Source organism: Acrocarpospora macrocephala (assembly GCF_009687865.1).
Lineage (GTDB): Bacteria > Actinomycetota > Actinomycetes > Streptosporangiales > Streptosporangiaceae > Acrocarpospora > Acrocarpospora macrocephala.
This window is the reverse complement of the sequence record NZ_BLAE01000004.1, coordinates 203,835-226,247: the sequence shown is the minus strand read 5'-3', so window position 1 is coordinate 226,247 and position 22,413 is coordinate 203,835. Positions and strand designations below refer to the sequence as shown.

Annotated in this window: 25 protein-coding genes; 13 read left to right on the top strand and 12 right to left on the bottom strand. The window is 68.1% G+C overall.

What is annotated here, in order from left to right; all coding sequences use genetic code 11:
* Positions 1-25 precede the first annotated feature (25 nt).
* From urtB to urtE, 4 genes are read left to right on the top strand one after another with little or no spacing between them, the layout of a single operon-like run.
* Positions 26-892: an urea ABC transporter permease subunit UrtB gene (urtB, locus tag Amac_RS02625; RefSeq protein WP_155352732.1), complete on the top strand. Its 867-nt coding sequence runs from the start codon at positions 26-28 to the stop codon at positions 890-892.
* On the top strand, positions 889-1,974 hold the full coding sequence (gene urtC / locus Amac_RS02620) for an urea ABC transporter permease subunit UrtC (RefSeq protein ID WP_155352642.1): 1,086 nt from the start codon (positions 889-891) through the stop codon (positions 1,972-1,974). The genes urtB and urtC overlap by 4 nt, the downstream gene beginning before the upstream one ends.
* Positions 1,971-2,732, top strand: a complete 762-nt coding sequence (urtD, locus tag Amac_RS02615; protein WP_155352641.1) for an urea ABC transporter ATP-binding protein UrtD — start codon at positions 1,971-1,973, stop codon at positions 2,730-2,732. The genes urtC and urtD overlap by 4 nt, the downstream gene beginning before the upstream one ends.
* A gap of 35 nt (positions 2,733-2,767) precedes the next feature.
* Positions 2,768-3,457: an urea ABC transporter ATP-binding subunit UrtE gene (urtE, locus tag Amac_RS02610; protein WP_155352640.1), complete on the top strand. Its 690-nt coding sequence runs from the start codon at positions 2,768-2,770 to the stop codon at positions 3,455-3,457.
* Between the two features lie 256 nt (positions 3,458-3,713).
* Here urtE and speD read toward each other — a convergent pair whose 3' ends face one another.
* From speD to Amac_RS02570, 8 genes are all read right to left on the bottom strand, one after another.
* Positions 3,714-4,103 carry an adenosylmethionine decarboxylase gene (speD, locus tag Amac_RS02605; RefSeq protein ID WP_218040844.1) on the bottom strand — a complete coding sequence of 130 codons (390 nt, stop codon included), beginning with the start codon at positions 4,101-4,103 and terminating at the stop codon, positions 3,714-3,716.
* Entirely contained in the window at positions 4,100-5,233 is a 1,134-nt protein-coding gene (locus Amac_RS02600; protein WP_155352639.1) for a hypothetical protein, read from the bottom strand. The genes speD and Amac_RS02600 overlap by 4 nt, the downstream gene beginning before the upstream one ends.
* Complete coding sequence (locus Amac_RS02595) at positions 5,230-5,904, bottom strand: class I SAM-dependent methyltransferase (protein ID WP_155352638.1); 675 nt, start codon at positions 5,902-5,904, stop codon at positions 5,230-5,232. Before Amac_RS02595 ends, Amac_RS02600 begins: the two co-directional genes overlap by 4 nt.
* The gene (locus Amac_RS02590) at positions 5,901-6,644 is read right to left on the bottom strand and encodes a class I SAM-dependent methyltransferase (protein ID WP_170322265.1); all 744 of its coding nucleotides are present in this window, start codon (positions 6,642-6,644) and stop codon (positions 5,901-5,903) included. The genes Amac_RS02595 and Amac_RS02590 overlap by 4 nt, the downstream gene beginning before the upstream one ends.
* A complete protein-coding gene (locus Amac_RS02585; protein ID WP_155352636.1) occupies positions 6,641-7,747 on the bottom strand; it encodes an NAD(P)-dependent oxidoreductase in 1,107 nt (368 codons plus the stop codon). Before Amac_RS02585 ends, Amac_RS02590 begins: the two co-directional genes overlap by 4 nt.
* Positions 7,748-7,886: 139 nt before the next feature.
* On the bottom strand, positions 7,887-9,104 hold the full coding sequence (locus tag Amac_RS02580) for a M20 family metallopeptidase (RefSeq protein WP_155352635.1): 1,218 nt from the start codon (positions 9,102-9,104) through the stop codon (positions 7,887-7,889).
* A complete protein-coding gene (locus Amac_RS02575; RefSeq protein WP_155352634.1) occupies positions 9,101-9,892 on the bottom strand; it encodes a helix-turn-helix domain-containing protein in 792 nt (263 codons plus the stop codon). The genes Amac_RS02580 and Amac_RS02575 overlap by 4 nt, the downstream gene beginning before the upstream one ends.
* Before the next feature lie 49 nt (positions 9,893-9,941).
* Positions 9,942-10,478, bottom strand: coding sequence for a hypothetical protein (locus Amac_RS02570; protein WP_218040843.1), 537 nt, complete (start codon positions 10,476-10,478; stop codon positions 9,942-9,944).
* A gap of 780 nt (positions 10,479-11,258) precedes the next feature.
* Between Amac_RS02570 and Amac_RS02565 the strand changes: the two genes are divergently transcribed.
* Positions 11,259-12,254 carry an AI-2E family transporter gene (locus Amac_RS02565; protein ID WP_218040842.1) on the top strand — a complete coding sequence of 332 codons (996 nt, stop codon included), beginning with the start codon at positions 11,259-11,261 and terminating at the stop codon, positions 12,252-12,254.
* A gap of 74 nt (positions 12,255-12,328) precedes the next feature.
* Here Amac_RS02565 and Amac_RS02560 read toward each other — a convergent pair whose 3' ends face one another.
* Both Amac_RS02560 and Amac_RS02555 read right to left on the bottom strand, forming a co-directional pair.
* Positions 12,329-13,300 carry a GNAT family N-acetyltransferase gene (locus tag Amac_RS02560; RefSeq protein WP_155352632.1) on the bottom strand — a complete coding sequence of 324 codons (972 nt, stop codon included), beginning with the start codon at positions 13,298-13,300 and terminating at the stop codon, positions 12,329-12,331.
* 99 nt (positions 13,301-13,399) lie between these two features.
* On the bottom strand, positions 13,400-13,645 hold the full coding sequence (locus Amac_RS02555; protein WP_155352631.1) for a DUF2630 family protein: 246 nt from the start codon (positions 13,643-13,645) through the stop codon (positions 13,400-13,402).
* A gap of 132 nt (positions 13,646-13,777) precedes the next feature.
* Here Amac_RS02555 and Amac_RS02550 point away from each other — a divergent pair, with 132 nt between their 5' ends.
* The 5 genes from Amac_RS02550 to Amac_RS02530 all read left to right on the top strand — a co-directional run bounded on the left by Amac_RS02550 (position 13,778) and on the right by Amac_RS02530 (position 17,975).
* The gene (locus Amac_RS02550) at positions 13,778-14,644 is read left to right on the top strand and encodes an SIS domain-containing protein (RefSeq protein ID WP_155352630.1); all 867 of its coding nucleotides are present in this window, start codon (positions 13,778-13,780) and stop codon (positions 14,642-14,644) included.
* Positions 14,641-15,462, top strand: a complete 822-nt coding sequence (locus tag Amac_RS02545) for a class II fructose-bisphosphate aldolase (RefSeq protein WP_155352629.1) — start codon at positions 14,641-14,643, stop codon at positions 15,460-15,462. Before Amac_RS02550 ends, Amac_RS02545 begins: the two co-directional genes overlap by 4 nt.
* Positions 15,463-15,630: 168 nt before the next feature.
* Positions 15,631-17,343, top strand: a complete 1,713-nt coding sequence (gene leuA, locus Amac_RS02540; protein ID WP_218040841.1) for a 2-isopropylmalate synthase — start codon at positions 15,631-15,633, stop codon at positions 17,341-17,343.
* Between the two features lie 120 nt (positions 17,344-17,463).
* Complete coding sequence (locus Amac_RS02535; protein ID WP_155348199.1) at positions 17,464-17,637, top strand: DUF3073 family protein; 174 nt, start codon at positions 17,464-17,466, stop codon at positions 17,635-17,637.
* 2 nt (positions 17,638-17,639) lie between these two features.
* On the top strand, positions 17,640-17,975 hold the full coding sequence (locus Amac_RS02530) for an ArsR/SmtB family transcription factor (protein WP_155352628.1): 336 nt from the start codon (positions 17,640-17,642) through the stop codon (positions 17,973-17,975).
* On the opposite strand, the gene Amac_RS02525 is transcribed toward Amac_RS02530, so the two are convergent.
* Entirely contained in the window at positions 17,972-18,670 is a 699-nt protein-coding gene (locus Amac_RS02525) for a TetR/AcrR family transcriptional regulator (RefSeq protein ID WP_155352627.1), read from the bottom strand. The two genes, Amac_RS02530 and Amac_RS02525, sit on opposite strands and share 4 nt — an antisense overlap.
* A gap of 100 nt (positions 18,671-18,770) precedes the next feature.
* Between Amac_RS02525 and Amac_RS02520 the strand changes: the two genes are divergently transcribed.
* The 3 genes from Amac_RS02520 to Amac_RS02510 are packed head-to-tail and all read left to right on the top strand — an operon-like array spanning position 18,771 to position 21,119.
* Complete coding sequence (locus tag Amac_RS02520; protein WP_155352626.1) at positions 18,771-19,259, top strand: SRPBCC domain-containing protein; 489 nt, start codon at positions 18,771-18,773, stop codon at positions 19,257-19,259.
* 9 nt (positions 19,260-19,268) lie between these two features.
* Positions 19,269-20,195 carry an NAD-dependent epimerase/dehydratase family protein gene (locus Amac_RS02515; RefSeq protein WP_155352625.1) on the top strand — a complete coding sequence of 309 codons (927 nt, stop codon included), beginning with the start codon at positions 19,269-19,271 and terminating at the stop codon, positions 20,193-20,195.
* A 24-nt stretch (positions 20,196-20,219) separates the two neighbouring features.
* Entirely contained in the window at positions 20,220-21,119 is a 900-nt protein-coding gene (locus Amac_RS02510; protein WP_246268035.1) for a Gfo/Idh/MocA family protein, read from the top strand.
* On the opposite strand, the gene Amac_RS02505 is transcribed toward Amac_RS02510, so the two are convergent.
* The gene (locus tag Amac_RS02505; protein ID WP_155352624.1) at positions 21,110-22,390 is read right to left on the bottom strand and encodes a Glu/Leu/Phe/Val family dehydrogenase; all 1,281 of its coding nucleotides are present in this window, start codon (positions 22,388-22,390) and stop codon (positions 21,110-21,112) included. The two genes, Amac_RS02510 and Amac_RS02505, sit on opposite strands and share 10 nt — an antisense overlap.
* Between the last annotated feature and the right edge of the window lie 23 nt (positions 22,391-22,413).

Sequence of the window (22,413 nt, the reverse complement as noted above, 5' to 3'; positions counted from 1 at the left end):
TCGGGAAATTTATGGAAGGGGCATGGTGGAGGGATTCCTCAACCAGCTGCCGATCGGATTGTCGATCGGCGCGGTCCTATTGCTCATCGCGCTCGGGCTGACGTTCACGTTCGGGCAGATGGGCGTGATCAACATGGCCCATGGCGAGTTCATCATGGCGGGGGCGTACACGGCCTTCCTGCTGCAGGACTTCGCCGGGCGCAGCGCGGTGCTGGTGGCGCTGCCGGTCGCGTTCGTGGTGGCCGGACTGATGGGGCTGCTGCTGGAACGCCTCGCGATCCGGCACTTCTATGGACGGCCGCTGGACACGCTGCTGCTCACCTGGGGCGTCAGCCTGGTGCTCCAGCAGGTGGCGCGGGACCTGTTCGGCGCGCCGAACGTGCAGGTGCTGTCGCCGACCTGGCTGCAGGGGGCGATCGGGCCGATGCCGTACAACCGGCTGTTCATCCTGGCCCTGGCCGTCGGCAGCGTGGTCGCCATCTGGCTCTACATGAACCGCAGCGCGCAGGGCCGCCGCATGCAGGCGGTCATGCAGAACCGGCAGCTGGCCGCGACCAGCGGCATCAACACCGGCCGCGTCGACCAGCGCACGTTCTTCATCGGCTCCGGGCTCGCCGGTATCGCCGGGGTGGCGCTGACCCTGATCGGCCCGGTCGGGCCGACGCTCGGCACCTACTACATCGTGGACGCGTTCCTGGTCGTCGTCGCGGGCGGGCTCGGCCAGCTGCGCGGCGCGGTCATCGCGGCGGCGGCGCTCGGCCTGCTCAACTCCTACGCCGAGTTCTGGACCAACGCCAGCCTGGCCAAGGTCATCGTGTTCGCGGCCATCATCGCGTTCCTCCAGTTCCGTCCGCAGGGCCTGTTCGTCCTCCGTTCAAGGGCACTCACATGACCGCAGTCCTGGAGAAGCCGACCCGGCAACTCACGCCCAAGGAGCCGCGCCAGTGGAAGGGCCCGGCCGTGTTCGTCGCGGTCGCGATCATCGCGCTGGTGGTCATGCCGCTGGTGCTGGAACCCTTCCGGCTTGGCCTGCTGGCCAAATACCTCTGCTATGCCATCGTCGCGCTCGGGATCGGCCTGGCCTGGGGGCAGGGCGGCATGCTCACCCTCGGCCAGGGCGTCTTCTTCGGCCTGGGCGGCTACGCGATGGGCATGTATCTGAAGCTCAACGACGCCGGCGGGGACCTGCCCGACTTCATGGTGTGGAGCGGGGTCGAGGACCTGCCCGCGCTCTGGGCGCCGTTCGGCAATCCGGTGTTCGCGCTGGCCATGGTGGTGGTCGTGCCGCTGGTCGTGGCGGTGCTGCTGGGCACGCTGGTGTTCCGGCAACGCGTGCGCGGGGCGTACTTCGCGATTCTCACCCAGGCGCTGGCGGCCGCGATGGTGATCCTTCTAGTCGGCCAGCAAGGGCTGACCGGAGGGACCAACGGGCTGACCAACTTCTTCGACTTCTTCGGCAACGACGTGGCGGCCGAGTCCACGCAGCGCGGGCTCTACCTGACGGTGGCGATCGTGCTGGGCGTGCTCTACCTGGCGGCCTGGCAGCTGGTACGCAGCCGGTTCGGGCGGCTGCTGCTGGCCGTGCGGGACGGGGAGGACCGGGTGCGGTTCCTCGGCTACAACCCCGCCACCGTGAAAACGATCACGTTCGCCATCTCGGCGGTGATGGCGGGCATCGCCGGAGCGCTGTTCGTGCCCGTCGTCGGGATCATCTCGCCCGCGCTGCTCGGCGTGGTGCCCTCGCTCGAACTGGTGGTCGCGGTCGCCGTCGGCGGCCGGTTCGCGCTGGCCGGGGCGGTGCTCGGCGCGGTCGTCATGGGCTACGCCAAGACCTACTTCAGCGAGGAACTGCCGGACGCTTGGCTCTACCTGCAGGGCGCGCTGTTCATCCTGGTCATGACGCTCGCCCCGAAGGGCATCGTGGGCGTGGCCACGGCGCTGCGCGCCCGGGTGCGGAAGGAGGCGTCGGCATGACGGCGCTGCTGGAGGTCCGTGACCTCGCCGTGGTGTTCGACGGCTTCCGGGCCATCGACGGCGTGGACTTCACCGTGGACAGCGGCGAGCTGCGCTTCCTGATCGGCCCAAACGGCGCCGGGAAGACCACGCTCATCGACATCATCACCGGCCTCACCAAGCCGACCACCGGCACCGTCGTCTTCGACGGAAACTCGCTGGCGGGCAAGCGCGAGCACGAACGGGTCCGGCTCGGCATCGGCCGCACCTTCCAGACCTCGGTGGTGTTCGAGGACCTCACCGTGCTGGAGAACCTCGACCTGGCGGCCTCGTTCCGCCGCCCGCTCTGGTCGCTGCTGCGGCGGCGCAAGGGCGTGATCGCCGCCGTCGAGCAGGCCCTGGAGACCACCGGCCTGGCCGACCTGGCGCCCCGCAAGGCGGGCGTGCTCTCGCACGGCCAGCGCCAGTGGCTGGAGATCGGCATGCTCATCGCGCAGGGCCCGCGCCTGCTCCTGCTGGACGAGCCGGTGGCCGGCATGTCCTCCGAAGAACGCGCCCGCACCGGCGAGCTCCTCACCTCCATCGCCAAGGACCACACGGTCATCGTGATCGAGCACGACATGGAGTTCCTCCGCAGGTACGCCTCCCAGGTGACCGTCCTGCACGAAGGCAAGGTCCTGATCGAGGGCTCGGTGGACGAGGTCCGCGCCGACCCCCGCGTCCAGGAGGTCTACCTGGGCCGCGCCCGCGAGGAGGCCGCACACGATGCCGTCACGTGACCTCCTTCACGCCCGTCATGGGAAGGCAGCACACAATGTTGTCAGTTGACCGCCTGGAATCCGGATACGGCCGCGCCCGCGTCTTGTTCGGCGTCTCCCTCGAGGTGGCCCCCGGCCAGCTCGTCTGCGTGATGGGCCGCAACGGCGTCGGCAAGACCACCCTCCTCAACACGCTGATGGGCGTGCTCCCCACCACGGCCGGCACCGTCACCTTCGCCGACCGCGACATCACCAAGCTCAAACCCCACGAGCGGGTACGGCTAGGCCTCGGCTACGTCCCCCAGGGCCACGAAACCTTCCCCCAACTCACCGTCCACGCCAACCTCCAGGTCACCCTGGACGCCTCCGGCAACCCTCCATCCGCCCTCGACGAGGCCCTGGACGTCTTCCCTCGCCTGAAACCCCTCCTCAAACGCCGCGCGGGCTTCCTCTCCGGCGGCCAGCAACAACAACTCGCCATCGCCCGCGCCCTCGTCACCCAACCCAAACTCCTCATCCTCGACGAGCCCACCGAAGGCATCCAGCCCTCGATCATCATCGAGATCGAGGAGGCGATCGAGCAGCTACACGCCTCCGGCATCGCCATCCTCCTGGTCGAGCAGTACCTCGACCTCGCCATGCGCCTGGCCGACCGCTATGTCATCCTCGACGCCGGCCGCGTCGTCCACGCGGGCACGGCCGCCGACCTCCAGGGCGAGGAAGCCCGCCGCCTCCTGGCCGTGTAGACGATCGATCCCCGGGACCGAGGCGGGACCGCCCGGGTCATCCCGGCCCCAGCGCGGCACGGCCTCGCTCGTGGACAGCCGAGGAGGGACGCCGATGGGCGTCCCTCCTCTTCAAGCGGACGACGTGATGTAGGAGTCAGGGGAGCGGCTGCTGCACTGCGGGACTGGCCCCTCGTGACCTGGTGAGGGCGGTGTTCACGTCCCGGCAATGCTGGCGGAGGCCAGCAGCGACTCATGATTGAGCCGCCGTTGACCTTCACGATGCTCGGCCAGGTCCAGTACCTGAACGCTTCGTGGTTGGTGAGAACCGAGTGACCTTTTGGGCGTGGGTGATCTGCCCGCCCAGGACCTCGATGACTGGCTTGATCGCTTGCGTGGGATCGATAGCGGCCCGGCAGGTGAACACGTCGATGTGGGCGAGTCGGTGTTCGGGCCAGGTAGATACGGTGATGTGGGACTCGGCGAGGATGAGCACGCAGGTTGCGCCGTGGGGTTGGAAGGGCTCGATGACCTGGGTGCGGATGGTGCAGCCGAGGAGTTCAGCGGTCGCGCGCATGGCGCTCATGATCTGTTCGGCTGGGGTGTCGCTGTGCTTGCATTCGGTGACGTCGAAGACGGCGTGGATCATCGCGGTGTCTCGTCTCATGCGGTGCGGAGTTGCTCGGAGGGGCGTCCGGCTTCCAGTAGCGCGGTGATGTAGTCGACGGTGTAGGTGCGGTGCAGACGGCGGGGTTCGCCGGCCCACCGGGTTACTTCGGCCCAGATGAGATCGAGGATCTGTTCGCCGTGCTGAGCGAGTAGGACGTCGAGGTTGAGGAACAGTTCCGGCAAGTTGGCATACGTGCCGCGGGCGACGTAGAGGGTCTTGGAGAGTTTGCCGCCGGTCCGGTCGGTGATGAGCGGGGTGAAGATCGACACTGGCCAGTGGGTGGGCGGGATGCCGAGGTGAGCGAGAGCGGGGGCCAGAACGTGGGCGTGCCAGGCTCCGCCCCAGTCAGCGCCGTCGACGGAGACCGAGCAGGCGTCATAGAGGTCGCGTTCGGCGGCGAGCAGGTAGCCCTTCTGGACGGATCGGACAGGGGTGTTGGCGTCGTACCAGCCTCCGCCGTCGATGTGGACCAGTTCGGCGTAGGGGCCATGCCGGGGGCAGCGGCTGTCGAGCCGGATCGCGCCCGATAGAGCTGTGATGCGCAGGTCCTTAGCGGATTTCTGCATGAGCCGGCAGGAGGGGCAGCGGGGCCGGATCCGGATGATCCCGTCGTGGGGGGCGACGATCGGCGCGAACGTCTCCAGGCGGGAGGCGATGTGGTGGAGGCACTCACGGACCGGACGCAGCCCTTGGTAGACGTTATAGGGCCGGAATTCGTAGGTGATGCCGGATCGGCGGTGTGCCCAGGTGAGCAGTTGCTCGAACCCGCCGACGCGTTCGGCGCGGTCCAGATGACCGGTGTCGATAAGGTCGCCGACGCTGCGGGTGTAGATCTCGCTGTCGATGGTGAGGTGTTCGGCGGGGGCGTTCTCCAGCGCGTCGAACACGATGCTCACAGGGAGGTCGAGGACCTCGCCAGTGCGCTGGGCGAAGGCGAACACGGTCAGCATGGTGACGACCGTCCCGAAGTGGGGGACGCCGTTGAGCTGGGCTGCGGTGGTGAGGCGGATGCGGGAGCGTCCTGCTGCGGCGGCTCTGATCAGGTCGGCGTTGTCGCCGGTCAGGTGGGTGATGCCGACGGGTGCGAAGATCAGTTGGTCGCTGGGGCTGGCCGAGATGGGGGTCACGTCTTCCTCCCAAGATAGATCCAGACCGAGTCGAAGTCGGGGTCGGCGGTGATGGGGACACGTGTGACCAGCAGCGGAGTCATACCAGTCTCGGCGCACGCGGCGGTATAGAGCTGCTGGGAGAGTTGGATGCGGCCGTGCTTGGCGGTGGCGTTCCAGTTCGCCCCGGCCGCCCAGCCACCTGCCGCGAGGGGCTCGTGGCATGCCTTCCAGCTCGTCAGGAACTGGGCATGGCTGGTGGCCAGACCGAGTAGACCGAACTGGGTGACCAGGTCGGCGCACCCAGCCCTTAGCGGTGTCGGGTAGCCGGCAAGGCAGTCAGCGATGATGGTGGCGGCCAGGCGGTCGCACCGCTGCGCGAAATCGTCCGCGTTCCGGCCGCAAAGCTTCAGGGCGGTCTGATAAGCGCCGCGGGGGCGGCGGGCGGCCGCGTAGTCGCGGAGCAGGGCCAGCCGGTGCGGGTCGAGGTCGACGGCGAACAGATGCCCGGCGTCCAGTGGAATGGACCACAGCAGCGATTCCGAGCCTGCGCCGAGATCCGCCCATGTCCTGGCGGGTGGGATCTGCTGCAGGACGGCCAGGATGTGTTCGGTGCCCAGACCGAAGATGAACTCGCCGCTGTAGTACCGCTCCCAGTACTGGTTGGCATCAGCGATCGTTGCCGGCCTCACAGCGAGTGCCCGGATGAACGGGCCGCGAGGAGTTCGTCCAGCCCGCCGGTGCCGGGATGGACGCTCACGTCGGTGAATCCGCTGCTCGCCAGTGCAGCCCGCAGCTCCGTGATATCCAGCAGCTGCAGGGTGACGTGATGCCGGTAGAGGAGTTCTCCGTTCTGGTGGAGTTCGAAGTCGATATCGACCAGGCCAGCGCCGTGGTGCTGGCGGCGACGGCGGACGAGTGGCTGTCCGGGCTGGTCGGCGAACTCTCGATCGGCGTACCAGGTCCCGTCGCTGAGGCCTGGATCGTAGAAGCCGCAGGCGCCGTCTTGCGCCGGGTTCAGCACTTGGACCAGCAGTATTCCCCCGGGCCGTAATGGGCGGGCGACCGCGGCGAGCAGTTCGGCTGGCGCGGTGTCGGCTGCGAGCTGGTTGAGGGCGGCATTGGGCATCACGACCAGGTCGAACGGGCCTACCCGCAGGGTGAGGTCCTGAATCGGCGAACAGACCAGACCCGGATCAGTTCTCAAGGTTCGTGCGTGGCGGCGGGCGGCCTCCAGCATGGCGGGGCAGGCATCGATCAAGACGACATCGGCTCCGGCGGCGGTGTAGGCGGGCAGGAAGTGTCCGGTTCCGCTGGGCATCTCCGCGACCTTCAGCCCTGGCCGCAGCAGGCCCGCCAGCGCTGCGGGCTGCAGGATGTGGCTGATCTCGGCGGCGTAGTGGCGGGCGCGCGCCCGATAGTCGCCGGTCACGGCCGCATCCCATAGATCTTGGCGTGCTGGATCAGCACCGGGTGCACCAGATGGCCTGCGCAGGCGATGCGGGCGGCCTCGATCGCTGCATCGGCTGCGCCGAGTAGCGCGACTTCGGCTAGCCTCACCAAGTACGGCATAGCGTTGGCCACGTAGGCCGCAGTCGCGGTGACCGGGACCAAGGCCGGAAAGACATCGATCTTCACGTGCAAGATCCCGGCGACCAGCCTGGGCGGCTCGCCCGGGGCTTGGACCGGCCCGGCGGTGGGCAGGTACCCAGACCCGTAGCCGCAGGTGGCATCAATGATCACCGCACCTGGTCGCATCACCGCCAGGTCAGCTTCGCCGATCATCGGTGGGGTGTCGTAGGTGGACACCAAGATTGCCCCGATCACCAGATCGGCGTCGCCGAGGCACCTCAGGAGGGTGTCGCGGCTGTTGACCAGTACTTCTATTCCCCCCGGTGCCCGCCGCAGGTAGTCGGTGCGTGATGTCTCCGCCCGGGTCAGCACGGTGACATCCGCGCCGAGCATGGCCGCTGTCTCAGCGGCGGCGGCACCGACGTTGCCGGAGCCGATGACCACGACGTTCGCCCGCTCCGCCCCATCGACCGCAGCCAGCAGCACACCCCGGCCAGCCGAGGTCTGCAGGGCGTGAGCTCCTGCGAGGACGGCCTGGACGCCCGCGATCCTCCCGCCCGGCTGACCGAGCGGGAAGCAGCCGTTTTCGATGACGAACTCATAGCTCCAGGCGGTCGCACCGCAGTCCTGGAGCGCGGTCAGCAACTCGGCGTCGCCTTCGGCATGAAACAAGGCAGCGATATGCTGCCCTGTCCGTAGCCGGAGCAGGTCGTCGGGGTCAGGTGATTTGTAGCGCAGGAGCAGTGGAGCTGACCACACCTGTTCCGCCTCGGCGAGGCGGACCCCGGCCGCGGCGTACTCTTCGTCTCCGATGAATACTCCTGCTCCGATTCCGGGTTCGGTGACGACACCGAACCCGGCCGCGATCAAGGATCGGGCCAGGGCAGGGGTCAGGACCGTGCGCCGTTCGATGCGGCTTTCACGGGGGAAGCCGATGGTGAGGTCGGCGGGAAGAGCGTCCATGACCGTTGTCCTCCACGGGCAGGTGATGGCCGATGCCGCCACCATCACCCGGCAGGAAGGCACCAGCCAGCGCATCGGCTGGCGTGCGCCTGTCGCCCGTTTGTCGACCAGTTGCCGACGGCAGAATCTTCGCCGCAGGTCAGGACAGGGTCAGGAGGGTGAGCAAGGCCTGGTGGTAGGTGGCCTGGACGGATGGGATGGATTTCAGGAGGATCTGCTCGTCGGTGCCGTGCAGTCCCTGGTACTCGACGCCGAACCCGGCGAGGGCGGGGATACCGAGCCCGGCCAGGTAGTTGCCGATGTTGGACGGCCCGGCGACCTTCGCCGTCGCCGCCAGCCCGGCGGCGTTGGCCGCATTGAGCAGTGCCGTGCGCAGCGGCGCCTGTTCGGGCAGCGCGAACGGCGGCCAGCGGGTGGTGACCTCCACGTGGGACGGTTGCGTTCCCGGCCAGGCCGCATCGACGTCGGCGGCGGCCGAGCGCAGCAACTCCAGGGCGGCCTGATCGTCCAGCGCGGGGGTAAGGCGGACATCAACGTTGAACGTGCACAGATCCGGGACGGTCGAGTATCCCTCGCCGCCGTTGATCGCGGTGACGGTGAGCTTGGCCGGCAGCGGGAAGGCCGGGCCGGACGGTCCCGGCAGCCGAGCCTCATGCAGGCGGGAGATAAGCGCGGTTGCCTTGGCGATCGCCGACGGGGTGGTCTTGCTCGCGCCCGAATGGCTCGCCACCCCATGGACATGCATCCGGGTACGCAAGACGCCACGCCCGCCGGTCACCACATGGTCCTTGCCGGGGTAGCCGATCATCACCCCGTCAACCCGGCCGACGTTCTCGCCTTCGAAGAAGGCTTTCGCGCCGCCGAAAGCGCCGGTGTGCTCGTCCACGTCGAACAGCAGCACGACACAACCCGGCCATTGGTCGGCCGTTTGCTGAAGCCGGGCGACGATGTGCGCGAAGATTGCCGCCCCGGCCTTGGAGTCCGAGGATCCGCGCCCGTGCAGCCATTCACCCGTGATCTCTCCCGAGGTCGGCGGGTAGGTCCAGGCGCTCTCATCCCCGAAAGGAGCGGTGTCCAAGCACGCGTCCAGAACGTAGCGGGGCCCCGGCCCCGCCCCGATGACCTCGCAAGCCAACGCGGCCGTCGTCCCGCCTGGCCCGGCCAGGCGCCGACAGGCAAGACCATGTTCGACCAACCAGGATTCCATATAGTCCAGCACCGGGTCATAGGGGTCGATGCCGCCGCGGCTGGGGATCCGCACCAGCTCACGGGTCAGCTTCACCACCCCGGCATGGTCATCACGAGCGGCCCGCAACGAGCCTGCGGCGTCGATGGCAGTGTTGCGCTTGCTCGTCATATCTGTGAACTCCATTCCCGCAGCACGTCCAGCGCGGTGACCTCCTCGATGGTCTCCACCCGGCGTGAAGCAGCGTAGGCCTGCCTGCCATGATCCAGCAGCCGTGCCGCCGGCGCCGCCCCGAGCACAACACCGGAGTCGAACGCCTCATGGGAGGTCAGCGACGGAATGGGGACGACCGCCATCTGTTCGTTCGCACAAAAGAATCGCTCAGGCGCTGTCGTGGTGTCCTCCACCAATCCCACATGCAGGGTCTTGACACCCAGACTCCGATCGTGTGGATCACGCAGCCTCAACAGCGCCAGCAGATGATCCTTGAGCACCTGGTGGTGGGGCGGGCCGAATAGCACACGGTAGTAGACCAGCGAAGGCCGCTCGGTCAGTACCGCCTCGATCGCCGCCAGGTAGATGGGGTCACGCGAGCGTGACCCCATCACCGCCAGGCATTCCCGGGCACCGGTGACGGTGGCCAGCATCGCCTTGTGCAGGTCGGCGTACCCGGCCAGCAGCCGGGGTGCGGCTCGATCCGTCAGCCCCTGGTCCTGGTGTGCGAACAGCACGTCCGGCGACTGCTCGTAGATGTCGCATAGTGTCGCGCGGTGCCCGATGCTGGTCGTGTGTCTTCCGAGTTCCCATCCGGACACCATGCTCGGAGTGACCCCGGAGTGGCCGCCGGGAGTACGCAGGTCGATCTCCTCGACCAGACGCTCCAGCGTCCAGTTCCGAACCAGCCTGGCCTGCCGCAACGGTGAGACCTGCTGCGCCGATCGAGACGGGCGGCGGGACATACCCGATCACCTTCCGGAGTCCGGCACACGGCGCCCTACAGCGCCGACATCACCGATGATGCACTGACATGCGGCGGATCGGGGTCTCGGCCGAGACCTTTTCACAGATCGCCAGCAGCCGCGGATGTTGATTGAGCCGGACATACCCCTGTGGCGGGTGAAAGGCGCCCAGTTCGTCGCGCAGTTCGGCTGCCGACAGGCCCGGATACTCGGCGACGTGCAGAATCGGGATCGCGAACGCGCGTTCCAGGTCCTGCACATACTCCAGCACGCTGGCCCCGTTCCCCGTCCGGGCCTGCTCCGCGATCGCCGCGATCTGCTGAGGGGCATCGACGACCGCCGGACCCAGGTCGATGACCGCCGCCAGCCGCGACACCGGCGCGTTCAGGTACACGAACCAGCGGGTGGACCGGCCTTCGAGGAAACGGCGGCGGAACTCGTGCCTCTTCAGCCCCCGCCAGATCAGCTCGTAGTACTCGGCGTGGAGCGCCATCAGCACCGGCTCGGGGACATCACCAGAACCCGCATCGCCGAACAGGCCCTCCTGCTGCGGGGCAACGCCTCCGATACCCATCACGCGCACCATCCTGCCCCTCCAGGCCCTCCCCTTGCCGAGATTCCCGCAGTTCAGCATCACCGATCAAGATGCCCGAACCCCGAAGGAAGTGAATCCTGGACCATCGATGGCCATACGCTAGTGGCCACCGCTCTCCACCTCGGCTCGGACGCCCCAAGCTCTGCCCCTACCTAGCTCGCCAAGAACCCGGCCAAAGACCCGGTCGAAGGACCGGCGAGCCCGCTCCTCACACGCGCTCGGCCCTTCACCTGTTCTCGCCGGACATTCGGACGACAGCCGCCTGGCCAAAGCAAGGACGAGATCACGATGACACCCTTCCAATTCTTCGGCCTTCTTGAGCTGCCCGGCGAGATGGCCGCGGTCCCCGCCGCCCGCACCCGGTCACCTTGCCGGAGGCGAGCCTTGAGCCGATCGCAAGTTTTTGGGCCGGTTGCCTGCCTTGGGGAGCGGTCATGACCTCCCGGCCGAGTACCGGGATCCGCGCGGAGCTCTGGCAGGCGGACGGGCCGGGCTGGGCCGTCAACCGCCCGGCGGGTTCAATTTCCGGTAAAGCTCGACGTTGTCCACGCATGGGGGCGTACGCGGGGGAATGGCCTGGGGTGTTGGAGGGCCTGATATGCCATGACGTCTCGAGAAAGGCCGCCCGCGTCGCCCAATCTTGAGGCGGGGCGGCCTCCTGAAGGAACCGTTGAGCGGGCGGCTGAGACAGCCAGTGCGACCGCCACGGAAGAGCAGCCGTTCGGTAAGCAGGGGCGGCCATTCGATCGGCGGTCGCCGTTCTCTGTGGGGATGATGGCTGCGGCGGGGGTGGCCACCACCTATGGGGTGATCCTGCTGCTGGGGGCGGTCAAGGACGTGCTGGTGCTCATCGGGCTGGGGTTGTTCATCGCGATCGGGCTCGATCCGGCCGCCAGCTGGCTGGTACGGCGGGGGTTGCCGCGCTGGGCAAGCGTGTTGATCATCGTCGTCGCGACGCTGGCACTGGTCGGGGGGTTCCTCGCGCTGGCCATTCCGGTGATCGTCAGCCAGGTGGGTCAGTTCGTCCACGAGGTGCCCGTCTATCTCCGGGAGGCCACGAGCCAGAACACGTTCATCGGGCGGCTCAACACCCGATTCAATCTGGCGCACGTCATTCAGGAGCTGGGTACGGGGAAGAGCGAGACCGCGCTGGTCGGCGGGCTTCTGGGCGCGGGCAAGGTGGTGGTGGGCGCGGCCGCCTCGACGGTGATCGTGCTGGTGCTGACCGTCTACTTCCTCGCCGACCTGCCCCGGATCAAGGGCTTCGCCTACCGCTGCATACCCAACTCCCGGCGCCCCCGCGCGATCCTCATCGGCGATGACATCCTGAACAAGGTCGGCTGGTTTGTCCTCGGCAACCTCGTCACCTCCCTGGTCGCCGGCGTCCTCACCTTCATCTGGCTGTTCCTCTTCAACGTCCCCTACGCGCTGCTCCTGTCCCTGTTCGTCGCGCTCATGGACCTGATCCCCGTCGTGGGCTCCACCATCGGCGGCGTCGTGATCTCCCTGGCGGCCCTGTCCATCTCCCTCCCCATCGCGCTGGCCACCGTCGGTTACGTCGTGGCGTACCGGCTCTTCGAGGACTATGTCCTGGTCCCGCGCGTCATGGGCAAAGCCGTCGAGGTCCCCGGAGTAGTCACCCTCATCGCCGTCACCCTCGGCGCCGCCCTGATGGGCATCCTCGGCGCCCTGTTCGCCATCCCCATCGCAGCGGCCCTACGCCTCATCCTGCGAGAGGTCGCGTTTCCCCGCCTCGACAACTCTTGAGGATTACCGCGTGAAGGATGCGATGGCAGGCAGCTCGATGCCTGGCTCAGGGACTGCCAGGTCAAGCTGAATATCTAGAGCGACAGCTGCCATTCGTTCCAGATGTCCAGGAGGCGGTAGCCGAGTTGTTCGTTGATGGCGATCATGTGGGTGTTGGTGATTGCGTTCCAGGTGATGATTTTGGTGGCGGTGGGTTGTTCGGCGTGGAACCAGGTGGTGTTGGCCTGTTTCATGATGAGGCCGAGGTGGTGGCCGCGGTGTTCGCGGAGGACGGCGGTGTCGGTTTGGCGGCCCCAGCCGTCGGGGGTGTGGTCGGTGATGATGCGGGTGAAGCCGACGGGGCGGCCGGTGGGGCGGTGGCGGGCGATCGTGGTGTAGGCGGTTTGCTGGCCTTTGGCCCAGCCTGCTTCGAATCTGCGGATGCGGGCGGCGGTCCAGCGCATGGGTTCGGTGTCCAGGCCGTCGGAGGGGGCGTCGTTCATGGCGTCCATCAGGGTGGCGGCGTCGTCGACGAGGTCGTCGGGGGCCGCGTCCTGCCAGCGGTCGAGGGTGTAGTCGGGGGAGAGGCTCGCTACCCCCTTCTCGTACGCAGTCCAGTCGACGGAGGTGAGGTCGAGGATGCGTCTGGCCTGGGCGGAGGCGGCCTCGAAGCCGTGTTTGCGGGTGAAGGCGCCGCCGGGGGAGTCGGGGCGGGCTTCGGCGAAGAGGATCTGGCGGTCGTGGGCTCGGGCGCGGGTGATGGCACGTTCGAGCAGGGCGGTGCCGATGCCTTGGCGGCGGTGGGCGGAGCTGACGTGGAAGATGCGTAACAGGGCCGCGTGGGTGTTGTCGGTGCCCGGGATGTGCACCGCGACTCCGCCGACGACCTGGCCGTCGAGGCGGGCGACGTAGGTTTCGCCGTATTCGGCCGTCCAGCCGTGTTCGGCCACCACGGCGAAGCGTGGAAAGGACGAGACGGGGCCGGGAGCCTCATCGGCGGCGGCGATGGCGTGGAACGCGTGCAGGCGGTCGCCGGGGTCGGCGTAGTCGAGACGCTCGATGTCCATGCGTCCAGCAAACCCTCTGGCCCGGGCTCCGAGCGACCGGATTTATCCGCTTATAGCGGTGAGGTCACCCGCACCCCAAGCAGCCGGACGGGGCGCGCGTTACTGGCGGTAGCCTTCGACCTCGGTCACCGAGCGGGTTTCCGCGTTGTCGGGGTTGTCGCCGACCTGGCGTTTGGCGCGGCGCTGGCGGAGCAGGTCCCAGCACTGGTCCAGGGACTCTTCCAGGGTCTTGATCCGGGAGCGTTCCTCGCTGCTGGAGACCTGGCCCGCGGCCAGCCGCTCGCGAAGCTCCCGCTCCTCCTCCACCAGTTCGCCGATCCTGGAGAGGATCTCGTTGTCCCGCATGTCCGTGCCTCCTTCTCGCTTTTCCGACACTCTACGTCCCGGAGATCACCACGCCAGTTACTGGTCTGGTTTGACAGATTTGAGAGTTTTGAGAGGTTGTCGGTGATGTTGCCGAAAGTGGGAGACGCAGCGGTGAGCCATACCCAAGCCGAGGTCGAGAGCCAGCCGGAGATGTGGACCAGGACCCTGGCTGTCCCGTACGCGGATCTGCCCCGAGCCGGGCTGAACGTGCTCGGGGTCGGCTGCGGGACCTCGTTCTACATCCTCGACGCGTACGCGCGACGCCGGCAGAGCCTGGGCCGGGGGCGGACCAGGGCAACGATCGCCACCGAGTTCGCCGACGAGGATCCGTACGACATGGCGATCCTGCTGTCGCGGTCGGGCACGACCAGCGATCTGCTGCCGCTGGCGGAGCAGCTGTCCGAGCGTATGACCACGGTCGCGATCACCGGCACGCCCGGGTCGCCGATCACCGAGCTGACCCATCGGCAGGTGCTGCTGGACTTCGCCGACGAGCGGTCGGTGGTGCAGACCCGCTTCGCCACCTCGGCGCTCACGCTGCTGCGTGCCTCGATCGGCGAGGACGTGAGCGGGCTGCCCGCCGAGGCCGAGCACGCCCTCCAGGAGCCGCTGCCGGATCCCGCGGACTTCGATCACGTCGTCTTCCTGGGGACCGGGTGGACGCTGGGGCTGGCCGAGGAGGCGGCGCTCAAGTGCCGGGAGGCGGCCAAGTTGTGGACGGAGTCGTACGCGACGCTGGAATACCGGCACGGGCCGATCGCGTGCGCGGGGCCGCGGAGTCTGGTGTGGTCGCTGGCGCCGTTGCCCGAGGACGTCGTCGAAGCGATCGCCGGGACCGGGGCCACGCTCAGGGTGGCAACTGCCGATCCGCAGGCGGAGCTGGTCGTGGTGCACCGGCTGGCGGTGGACTTCGCGCGGCATCGGGGGCTGAACTGCGACAGTCCCGATCATCTGTCCCGTTCGGTCGTGACGCGATGACGCTGATCACCACTGCCGAGATCATCGACAGCGCCCGGCGGCGGCGGGTGGGCGCGGGCGCGTTCAACGTGATCGAGGTCGTTCACGCCGTGGGCATCGTGAAAGGGGCGGAGCGGATCGGGGAGCCGGTGATCCTGCAGGTCAGCGAGAACACGGCCGCGTATCACGGGGCGATCGACGCGATCGGGGCGGCCTGCCTGGCGGTCGCCGACTCAGCGCGGGTTCCGGTCGCGGTGCATCTCGATCACGCCACCACCTGGGAGTTGGTGGAGCGGGCGGTGCGGCTGGGGTTCTCGTCGGTGATGTTCGACGCGTCGGCGTTGCCGTACGAGGAGAACGTCGCGGCCACCGCGGAGATCGTGCGGCGGTCCGGGGTGTTCGTGGAGGCGGAGCTGGGGAAAGTGGGCGGGAAGGACGGGGTGCACGCGCCGGGGGTTCGTACCGATCCGGCCGAGGCCGCCGCCTTTGTGGAGGCGACGGGGGTGGACGCGCTCGCGGTGGCGGTGGGGACGTCGCACGCGATGGTGACGCAGGACGCCGAGCTGGACTTCGAGCTGATCACGCGGTTGCGGGAGACGGTTGAGGTGCCGCTGGTGCTGCACGGTTCGTCGGGGGTGCCTGACGCTGGGCTGGTCCGGGCCGTCCGGCATGGGATGACAAAGATCAATATCGCGACCCAGCTGAACGTCATGTTCACCGCTGGAATTCGTGGGGGATTGACCGATTCCAAAGTGGTCGATCCCCGGCACTACCTGGCCTATGGGCGGGCCTCGGTAGCCGGGCGGGTCCAGCAGCTGCTGGAGGTGCTGACCGGCTGAGCGGTCTCGGGTGTTCTCCTGCGTCTGCTACTGTGCAAGACATGCTGCGCGGTCTGCTTCTTAGCTGCCGCGGCGAGGGCCTGTAGAAGCTAGGCCGGCTCCCTCGTCGCGGAGCGAGCCATGCGCGTCGGCCACTTCTCTGTGAATCCGACCACCAGGAGCCCTTCCGTGTATCCCCAGCAGCAGCGCAGCCCCATGCCGTTCCAGCGTTACAGCCCCTTCGAGCCGATCCGCTTGACCGACCGCACCTGGCCTGATCAGGTCATCGACCGCGCGCCGCGGTGGTGCGCGGTCGACCTCCGGGACGGCAACCAGGCCCTGATCGACCCGATGGACGCCCACCGCAAGCTCAAGATGTTCGAGCTGCTGGTCAGGATGGGCTACAAGGAGATCGAGGTCGGCTTCCCGGCCGCCTCGCAGACCGAGTTCGACTTCATCCGCCAGATCATCGAAGAGGGCCGGATCCCCGACGACGTGGTGATCCAGGTGCTGACTCAGGCGCGGCCCGAGCTGATCGAGCGCACCTTCGAGTCGGTGAAGGGCGCCAAGCAGGCCATCGTGCACCTGTACAACTCCACCTCGACGTTGCAGCGCCGGGTCGTGTTCGGTCAGGACAAGGACGGCATCACCGCCATCGCGGTCGAGGGCGCCAAACTGTGCAAGAAGCTCGCCGAAGACATGGGCGACACCGAGATCTACTTCCAGTACTCGCCGGAGTCGTTCACCGGCACCGAGCTGGAATACGCGGTGGAGGTCTGCAACGCGGTCAACGACGTGTGGCAGCCGACCCCGGACCGCAAGGTGATCCTCAACCTGCCGGCCACCGTCGAGATGGCCACCCCGAACGTGTACGCCGACCAGATCGAGTGGATGCACCGCAATCTGGCCTACCGGGACTCGGTCATCCTCTCCCTGCACCCGCACAACGACCGGGGCACCGCCGTGGCCGCCGCCGAGCTGGGATACCAGGCGGGCGCGGACCGGATCGAGGGCTGCCTGTTCGGCAACGGCGAGCGCACCGGCAACGTGTGCCTGATCACGCTGGGCATGAACCTGTTCTCGCAGGGCATCGACCCCGAGGTCGACATTTCCGACATCGATGAGATTCGCAGGGTTGTCGAGTACTGCAACCAGCTGCCCGTGCATCCGCGTCACCCGTGGGGCGGCGAGCTCGTCTACACCGCCTTCTCCGGGTCGCACCAGGATGCGATCAAGAAGGGGTTCGAGCATCTGGAGCGGGACGCCGCCGCGGCCGGGGTGCCGGTGGACGAGTTCGCGTGGGCGGTGCCGTACCTGCCGATCGACCCGAAGGACATCGGGCGGACGTACGAGGCGGTCATTCGGGTCAACAGCCAGTCGGGCAAGGGCGGCGTGGCCTACATCATGAAGGCCGACCACCACCTTGACCTGCCGCGACGGCTGCAGATCGAGTTTTCGCGGGTGGTGCAGGCGCGCACGGACGCCGAAGGTGGCGAGGTGACGCCCGCCGCGATGTGGGCGGTGTTCACCGATGAGTACCTGCCCAATCCCGATCGGCCGTGGGGGCGGCTCGGGCTGCTCGCGCATCGGAACGTGTCCTCCGCCGACGGGCAGGACGTGATCAGCGCGGACGTGCGGGTGGACGGGCAGATCCGCGAGATCCAGGGCCGGGGGAACGGGCCGATCTCGGCGTTCTGCGACGCGCTCGCCTCGGTCGGGGTGGACATCCGGGTGCTCGACTACACCGAGCACGCGATGAGCGCCGGCACGGACGCGAAGGCCGCCTCCTACGTGGAGGGGGAGATCGGCGGGCAGGCCCTCTGGGGGGTCGGCATCGACGCCAACACCACGACCGCGTCGCTGAAGGCGATCATCTCGGCCGTCAACCGAGCGCACCGCTGACATTCGCTCCGGGCCACCTGGCGAGGTGGCCCGGAGCCGAGTTTTTGTCGGCGGCTCACGTTAGGCTGACACTTGCAGATTTGCTTAATTGCCCATCATGGCAAGCGAGGAGGAGAGGCCATGGGACGGGGTCGGGCCAAGGCAAAGCAGGTGAAGGTCGCTCGCGAGCTGAAATATCGCGATGGCGGCGACCTGGAGTCGCTGCGACGGGAACTGGGCGTCGACGGGGCGCCCGCCGCGAACCGGAGCGACGACAGCGAGACGGAGCAGTACGAAACGGAGCAGGGCGTCTAGTAATGCCCGTGCCGCTCTACCAGGCCAAGGCGGAACTGTTCAAAACCCTCGGCCATCCGCTCCGCATCCGGGTGCTTGAGCTCCTGTGCGAAGGGCCGAAACACGTGCGCGACCTGCTGGTCGAGATGGAGGTCGAAGCGCCCAACCTCTCCCAGCAGCTCGCGGTGCTGCGCCGGGCCGGGCTGGTGACGGCCCGGCGCGACGGGACGACCGTCGCTTACGAGCTGGCCGGGCCGGATGTGTCCGAGCTGATGCGGGCGGCCCGGGGGATCCTCACTGAGCTGCTGGCAGGGCAGCGTGAGCTGCTCGCCGAGCTGGAGCAGTCCCGGCGGAACTAGTCGGGGAGGCCGAGGAAGCGGGCCAGGCCCCGCATGTTGTGGTCGAAGAGTTCGGCCCGGTGGGTGACCACGTTGTTGAACTGGCCGAAGAGCTCGAAGCTGATCATGCCGTACAGGCCGGTCCAGGCGGTGATGGCGCGGGTGATCACGTCGTCGGAGACGCCGGGCATGAGGGATCTGATGATCTCGGCGTCGGTGCTCAGGATGGGCGGGACCGGGGGGCAGATGTCCGGCGGCGACAGGCGCCCGGCGCGGTGGGCGTCGCCGAGGATGCGCCCGTAGACGGTGGTGGCGCGGCTGGCCGGGCCGATCGTGTCCTCGGGGGCGCGGTAGCCGGGGACCGGTGAGCCGTAGATCAGCGCGTATTCGTGTGGGCGGGCCAGCGCCCAGTTCCGGACCGCGTGGCAGACGATCAGCCAGCGCGCGCCGAAGTCGTCCGGCGGTCCTGCGGCGTCCGCGTCCTCGACGGCGGCGCCCACGGAGTTGTAACCGTCCACGATCAGGGCAGTGAGCAGATCATCCTTGGTCGGGAAATAGCGGTGCACGGCGGAGGACACCATGCCCATCTCGCGCGCGACCGCGCGCAGCGACAGGCCGCTCGCCCCCTCGCTGGCCAGCTGGACTCGGGCGATGTCGGTGATCTCCCGGACCAGTTCGGCCCGGACACGTTCCCGTGCGGTACGGCTTGCGTTCACTTGGGCACCATATCAGAGCGCCGCGATAAATCGAGAGCAGTGCTCTTGACGATTGGTGCTCTATTGAGAGAGCATTGCTCTCGTAAGGAAGGGGACGCCAATGAATGGGTTGTTCTACCGGGGGCCATCCCTCGAGAAGCTGCACACCGACTACGCGCTGCGCGGCCGGATCGACGAGAAGGCGCCGGTCGTCTCCACCTCCAGCGTCGTCGTGAACGCGCCGGTCGACCGGGTGTGGGAGGTCATGAGCGACCTTCGCGGCTGGCCGGCGTGGTATCCGCAGTATCGGGTGCTCGACCTGACCGAGACGGCCCCGGGCGCGTTCTTCCGATGGCAGCTGGGCAGCATGAAGATCACCTCCAGGTTCGCCGTGATCGATCCGGGGCGCGAGCTGACCTGGACCGGCGTCGTCTTCGGCTTCAAGGCCGTGGACCGGCACCTGCTGGAGCCCCTGGACGACGCCAGGACCCGCGTCACCATGTCCGAATCCCTCGCCGGGCCCTTCGCCTCCGTGCTGTACGGCTCGGACAAGCTCCGCGAAGGACACGAACGTTACTTGTCCGCACTCAAGACCGAAGCCGAGAAATAGGAGCACATCATGGGTAAGCACGTCATCGTCGGAGCGGGTCAGGTCGGCCGCCAGGTCGCCGAAATGCTGGACGCGCAGGGGCACGAGGTCGTCCTGGTGTCCCGGTCGGGCTCCGGGCCCGAGCACATCACGAAGGTCGCCGCCGACGCCGCGGACGCCGACGCGCTCGGCCGCGCCGCCCGGGGAGCCGATGTCCTCTACAACTGCGTGAACCCGAAATATCACCGCTGGCCGACCGACTGGCCGCCCATCGCGAACGCGATCCTCCGCACCGCGGAGGCCAACAGCGCCGTGCTGGCCACGGTCGGCAACCTGTACATGTACGGGCCCGTGGACGTCATGACCGAGGACCTTCCGCTGGCCGCGACGGGCCACAAGGCACGGGTCAGGACCGAGATGTGGCGGCAGGTGCTGGCCAGCCACGAGGCCGGGCGGATCAGGGCCACCGAAGTGCGCGGGTCCGACTATTTCGGTCCGGGGTCCACGGACCAGGCGTACCTGTCCATGCAGGTGATCGGTCCGGTGGCGGCGGGCAAGCGGGCCCTCGTGCTGAGTGATCCCGATATTCCGCACTCGTGGACGTACCTGCCGGATGTGGCGCGGGCGTTGGTGATCGCGGGAACGGATGAGCGGGCCTGGGGGCGGCCCTGGCACGTGCCGACGGTGCCGCCGCTCACGATCCGGCAGGTCGCCGAGCGTGTCGCCACCCTGGCCGGGGCGCGATCTCCCCGGATCACGGAGATTCCCATGTGGGGGGTCACGGCTCTGGGGCTGTTCATGCCGTTCATGCGGGAGCTCCGCGAGACCCGCTACCAGTTCGACCGGCCGTTCGTGCTGGACTCCTCCGCGTTCCAGAAGACCTTCGGCGTCGCGCCGACGCCCATCGACGAGGCCCTCAAGGCGAGCATGCAGCATCTCGCCGCGCAAACCCGGTGATGTCGTCTTATGTAGGGTCGGGGGATGTTGCGTATTGGAGTGATCGGGCTCGGCGATATCGCCGCGAAGGCGTACCTGCCGGTGCTCGCCGCCACCCCCGGGCTGGACTTACGGCTCTGCACGCGTGACCCGCGGACATTGCGGCGGATGGGTGACGCCTACCGGGTGTCCGGCCGGTTCTCGCGGGTGGATGATCTGATCGCCGATGGGATCGACGCGGCTTTCGTGCACGCGGCCACCGCCGCGCATGTGGAGATCGTCAGCGGGCTGCTGGACGCGGGTGTGCACGTCTTCGTCGACAAACCGCTCGCTTATCACTTCGTGGACGCGGAGAAACTCGTCCGGCTGGCGCGGTTGCGCGAACGTTCGCTGATGGTGGGGTTCAATCGCCGGTACGCCCCCGCGTACGTGGTTCTGGCCGGACTCCCGCGCGACCTGGTGATCATGCAAAAGAACCGGGCAAACCTCGCTGAAGACCCACGAGTCGCGATATTTGATGACTTCATCCACGTGGTCGACACGCTGCGGTTCCTGGCTCCGGGCGAGGTCACCGGGACCCGGATCAGGACGCGGGTGGTCGGCGGGCTGCTCGAACACGTCGTCCTCGAACTCGAGGGGGACGGATTCACGGCGCTAGGGATCATGAGCAGGGTCAGCGGCGCCGCCGAGGAGACCTGCGAAACCATGGGCGGCGGCATCAAACGCCGCGTGCTCAACCTCGGCGACGTCGTCGACTTCACCCCTGGCGAGACGCTCGTCCGACGTCCGGACTGGACGCCGGTCTCCCGGCAACGCGGCATCGAGCAGGCCTGCCACACCTTCCTGGACGCGGTCGGTGCCGGCAGGCTGCTCGATGCCGATGACGCTCTGGAGACCCATCTCCTCTGCGAGCAGATCGTCACTCAGGAAGGATCTCAGGGGTAGAGGCCACGCAGCCGGTGTGCTTCGGCTACCCGGCCGACCCCGATCGCGTGCGCCGCTTCCCGCAGGGTCAGCCCGCGGTCGGCGGCGAGCGTGTTCACCTCGCGGAACGCGCCCTCCATCAGGTCGCGTAACTTGACCTCGACCTCGTGGGCGCTCCACGAGTAGGCCTGGGTGTTCTGCACCCATTCGAGATACGACACGATGACGCCGCCGGCGTTGGCCAGGATGTCCGGGATGATGGTGGCGCCCTGATCGGCGAGGATCAGGTCGGCTTCCGGGGTGGTCGGCCCGTTCGCCCCCTCCACGATCAGCCGCGCCTTCACCCGATGCGCGTTCGCGCCGGTCAGCACCCCTTCCAGGGCGGCCGGGACCAGCACGTCCACATCGAGTTCGAGGAGCTCGTCATGGGTGATCGCGTCCGCGTGCGGGTAGCCGGGCACCCCGCCGTTCGCACCCGCCCACGCGCGCACATCGGCGACATCGAGCCGCTCCGAGTAGATCGCGCCGGACGCGTCGGAGACCGCCACCACCCGGCACCCCGCGTCCGCCAGGTACTGCGCCGCCAGCGCCCCCACCTTGCCGAACCCCTGCACCGCGACCGTACGGCCTTCGGCGCAGCCCAGCGCGGCCAGCGCCGCGATCTGCACCCCGCGCGAGGTCGCACCCGCCCGCCCGAGCGACCCGCCGAGCGTGGTCGGCTTCCCGGTCACGACACCCGGCACGGAATACCCCGCGTTCACGCTGTACGTATCCATGATCCACGCCATGGTCTGCTCGTCGGTGCCGACGTCCGGAGCCGGGATGTCCTTCTCGGGGCCGATGAGGGGCTGTATCTCGTTGGCGTACCGCCGGGTCATCCGCTCCAGTTCGCGGCTGGTGAGCGTGCCCGGATCCACGGCCACGCCGCCCTTCGCGCCGCCGTACGGGATCCCCACCAGGGCGCATTTCCACGTCATCCACATGGCGAGCGCGGTGACCTCGGCCAGATCGGTGTCCGGGTGGAAGCGGATGCCGCCCTTCGCCGGGCCGCGCGAGAGATTGTGCTGCACGCGATATCCCTGGACGACCTCCATCCGGCCGTCCTCCCGCCGTACCGGAACCGAGACGGTCAGGGATCTGCGCGGTGTGGCCAGCATGCGATGCAGGCCGTCATCAAGCCCGAGGAAGCGGACCGCCTCGGCGAGCTGGAACCGGGCGGCGTCCAACGCCTGCTGCCCCGGAGCCATGCCCTGAATTCCCGACGTCGTTGTCGGGAAGTCCATGATGGTCATGTCGGAGAGTTCTCCTCCATCTA

Excerpts from the sequence above, each read along its gene's own strand:
- urtC (WP_155352642.1), top strand. The coding sequence starts at position 889 with ATGACCGCAGTCCTGGAGAAGCCGACCCGGCAACTCACGCCCAAGGAG.
- urtD (WP_155352641.1), top strand. The coding sequence starts at position 1,971 with ATGACGGCGCTGCTGGAGGTCCGTGACCTCGCCGTGGTGTTCGACGGC.
- urtE (WP_155352640.1), top strand. The coding sequence starts at position 2,768 with ATGTTGTCAGTTGACCGCCTGGAATCCGGATACGGCCGCGCCCGCGTC.
- speD (WP_218040844.1), bottom strand. The coding sequence starts at position 4,103 with ATGAGACGAGACACCGCGATGATCCACGCCGTCTTCGACGTCACCGAA.
- Amac_RS02585 (WP_155352636.1), bottom strand. The coding sequence starts at position 7,747 with ATGGACGCTCTTCCCGCCGACCTCACCATCGGCTTCCCCCGTGAAAGC.
- Amac_RS02580 (WP_155352635.1), bottom strand. The coding sequence starts at position 9,104 with ATGACGAGCAAGCGCAACACTGCCATCGACGCCGCAGGCTCGTTGCGG.
- Amac_RS02575 (WP_155352634.1), bottom strand. The coding sequence starts at position 9,892 with ATGTCCCGCCGCCCGTCTCGATCGGCGCAGCAGGTCTCACCGTTGCGG.
- Amac_RS02570 (WP_218040843.1), bottom strand. The coding sequence starts at position 10,478 with ATGGTGCGCGTGATGGGTATCGGAGGCGTTGCCCCGCAGCAGGAGGGC.
- Amac_RS02565 (WP_218040842.1), top strand. The coding sequence starts at position 11,259 with ATGATGGCTGCGGCGGGGGTGGCCACCACCTATGGGGTGATCCTGCTG.
- Amac_RS02560 (WP_155352632.1), bottom strand. The coding sequence starts at position 13,300 with ATGGACATCGAGCGTCTCGACTACGCCGACCCCGGCGACCGCCTGCAC.
- Amac_RS02555 (WP_155352631.1), bottom strand. The coding sequence starts at position 13,645 with ATGCGGGACAACGAGATCCTCTCCAGGATCGGCGAACTGGTGGAGGAG.
- Amac_RS02545 (WP_155352629.1), top strand. The coding sequence starts at position 14,641 with ATGACGCTGATCACCACTGCCGAGATCATCGACAGCGCCCGGCGGCGG.
- Amac_RS02535 (WP_155348199.1), top strand. The coding sequence starts at position 17,464 with ATGGGACGGGGTCGGGCCAAGGCAAAGCAGGTGAAGGTCGCTCGCGAG.
- Amac_RS02530 (WP_155352628.1), top strand. The coding sequence starts at position 17,640 with ATGCCCGTGCCGCTCTACCAGGCCAAGGCGGAACTGTTCAAAACCCTC.
- Amac_RS02520 (WP_155352626.1), top strand. The coding sequence starts at position 18,771 with ATGAATGGGTTGTTCTACCGGGGGCCATCCCTCGAGAAGCTGCACACC.
- Amac_RS02515 (WP_155352625.1), top strand. The coding sequence starts at position 19,269 with ATGGGTAAGCACGTCATCGTCGGAGCGGGTCAGGTCGGCCGCCAGGTC.
- Amac_RS02510 (WP_246268035.1), top strand. The coding sequence starts at position 20,220 with ATGTTGCGTATTGGAGTGATCGGGCTCGGCGATATCGCCGCGAAGGCG.
- Amac_RS02505 (WP_155352624.1), bottom strand. The coding sequence starts at position 22,390 with ATGACCATCATGGACTTCCCGACAACGACGTCGGGAATTCAGGGCATG.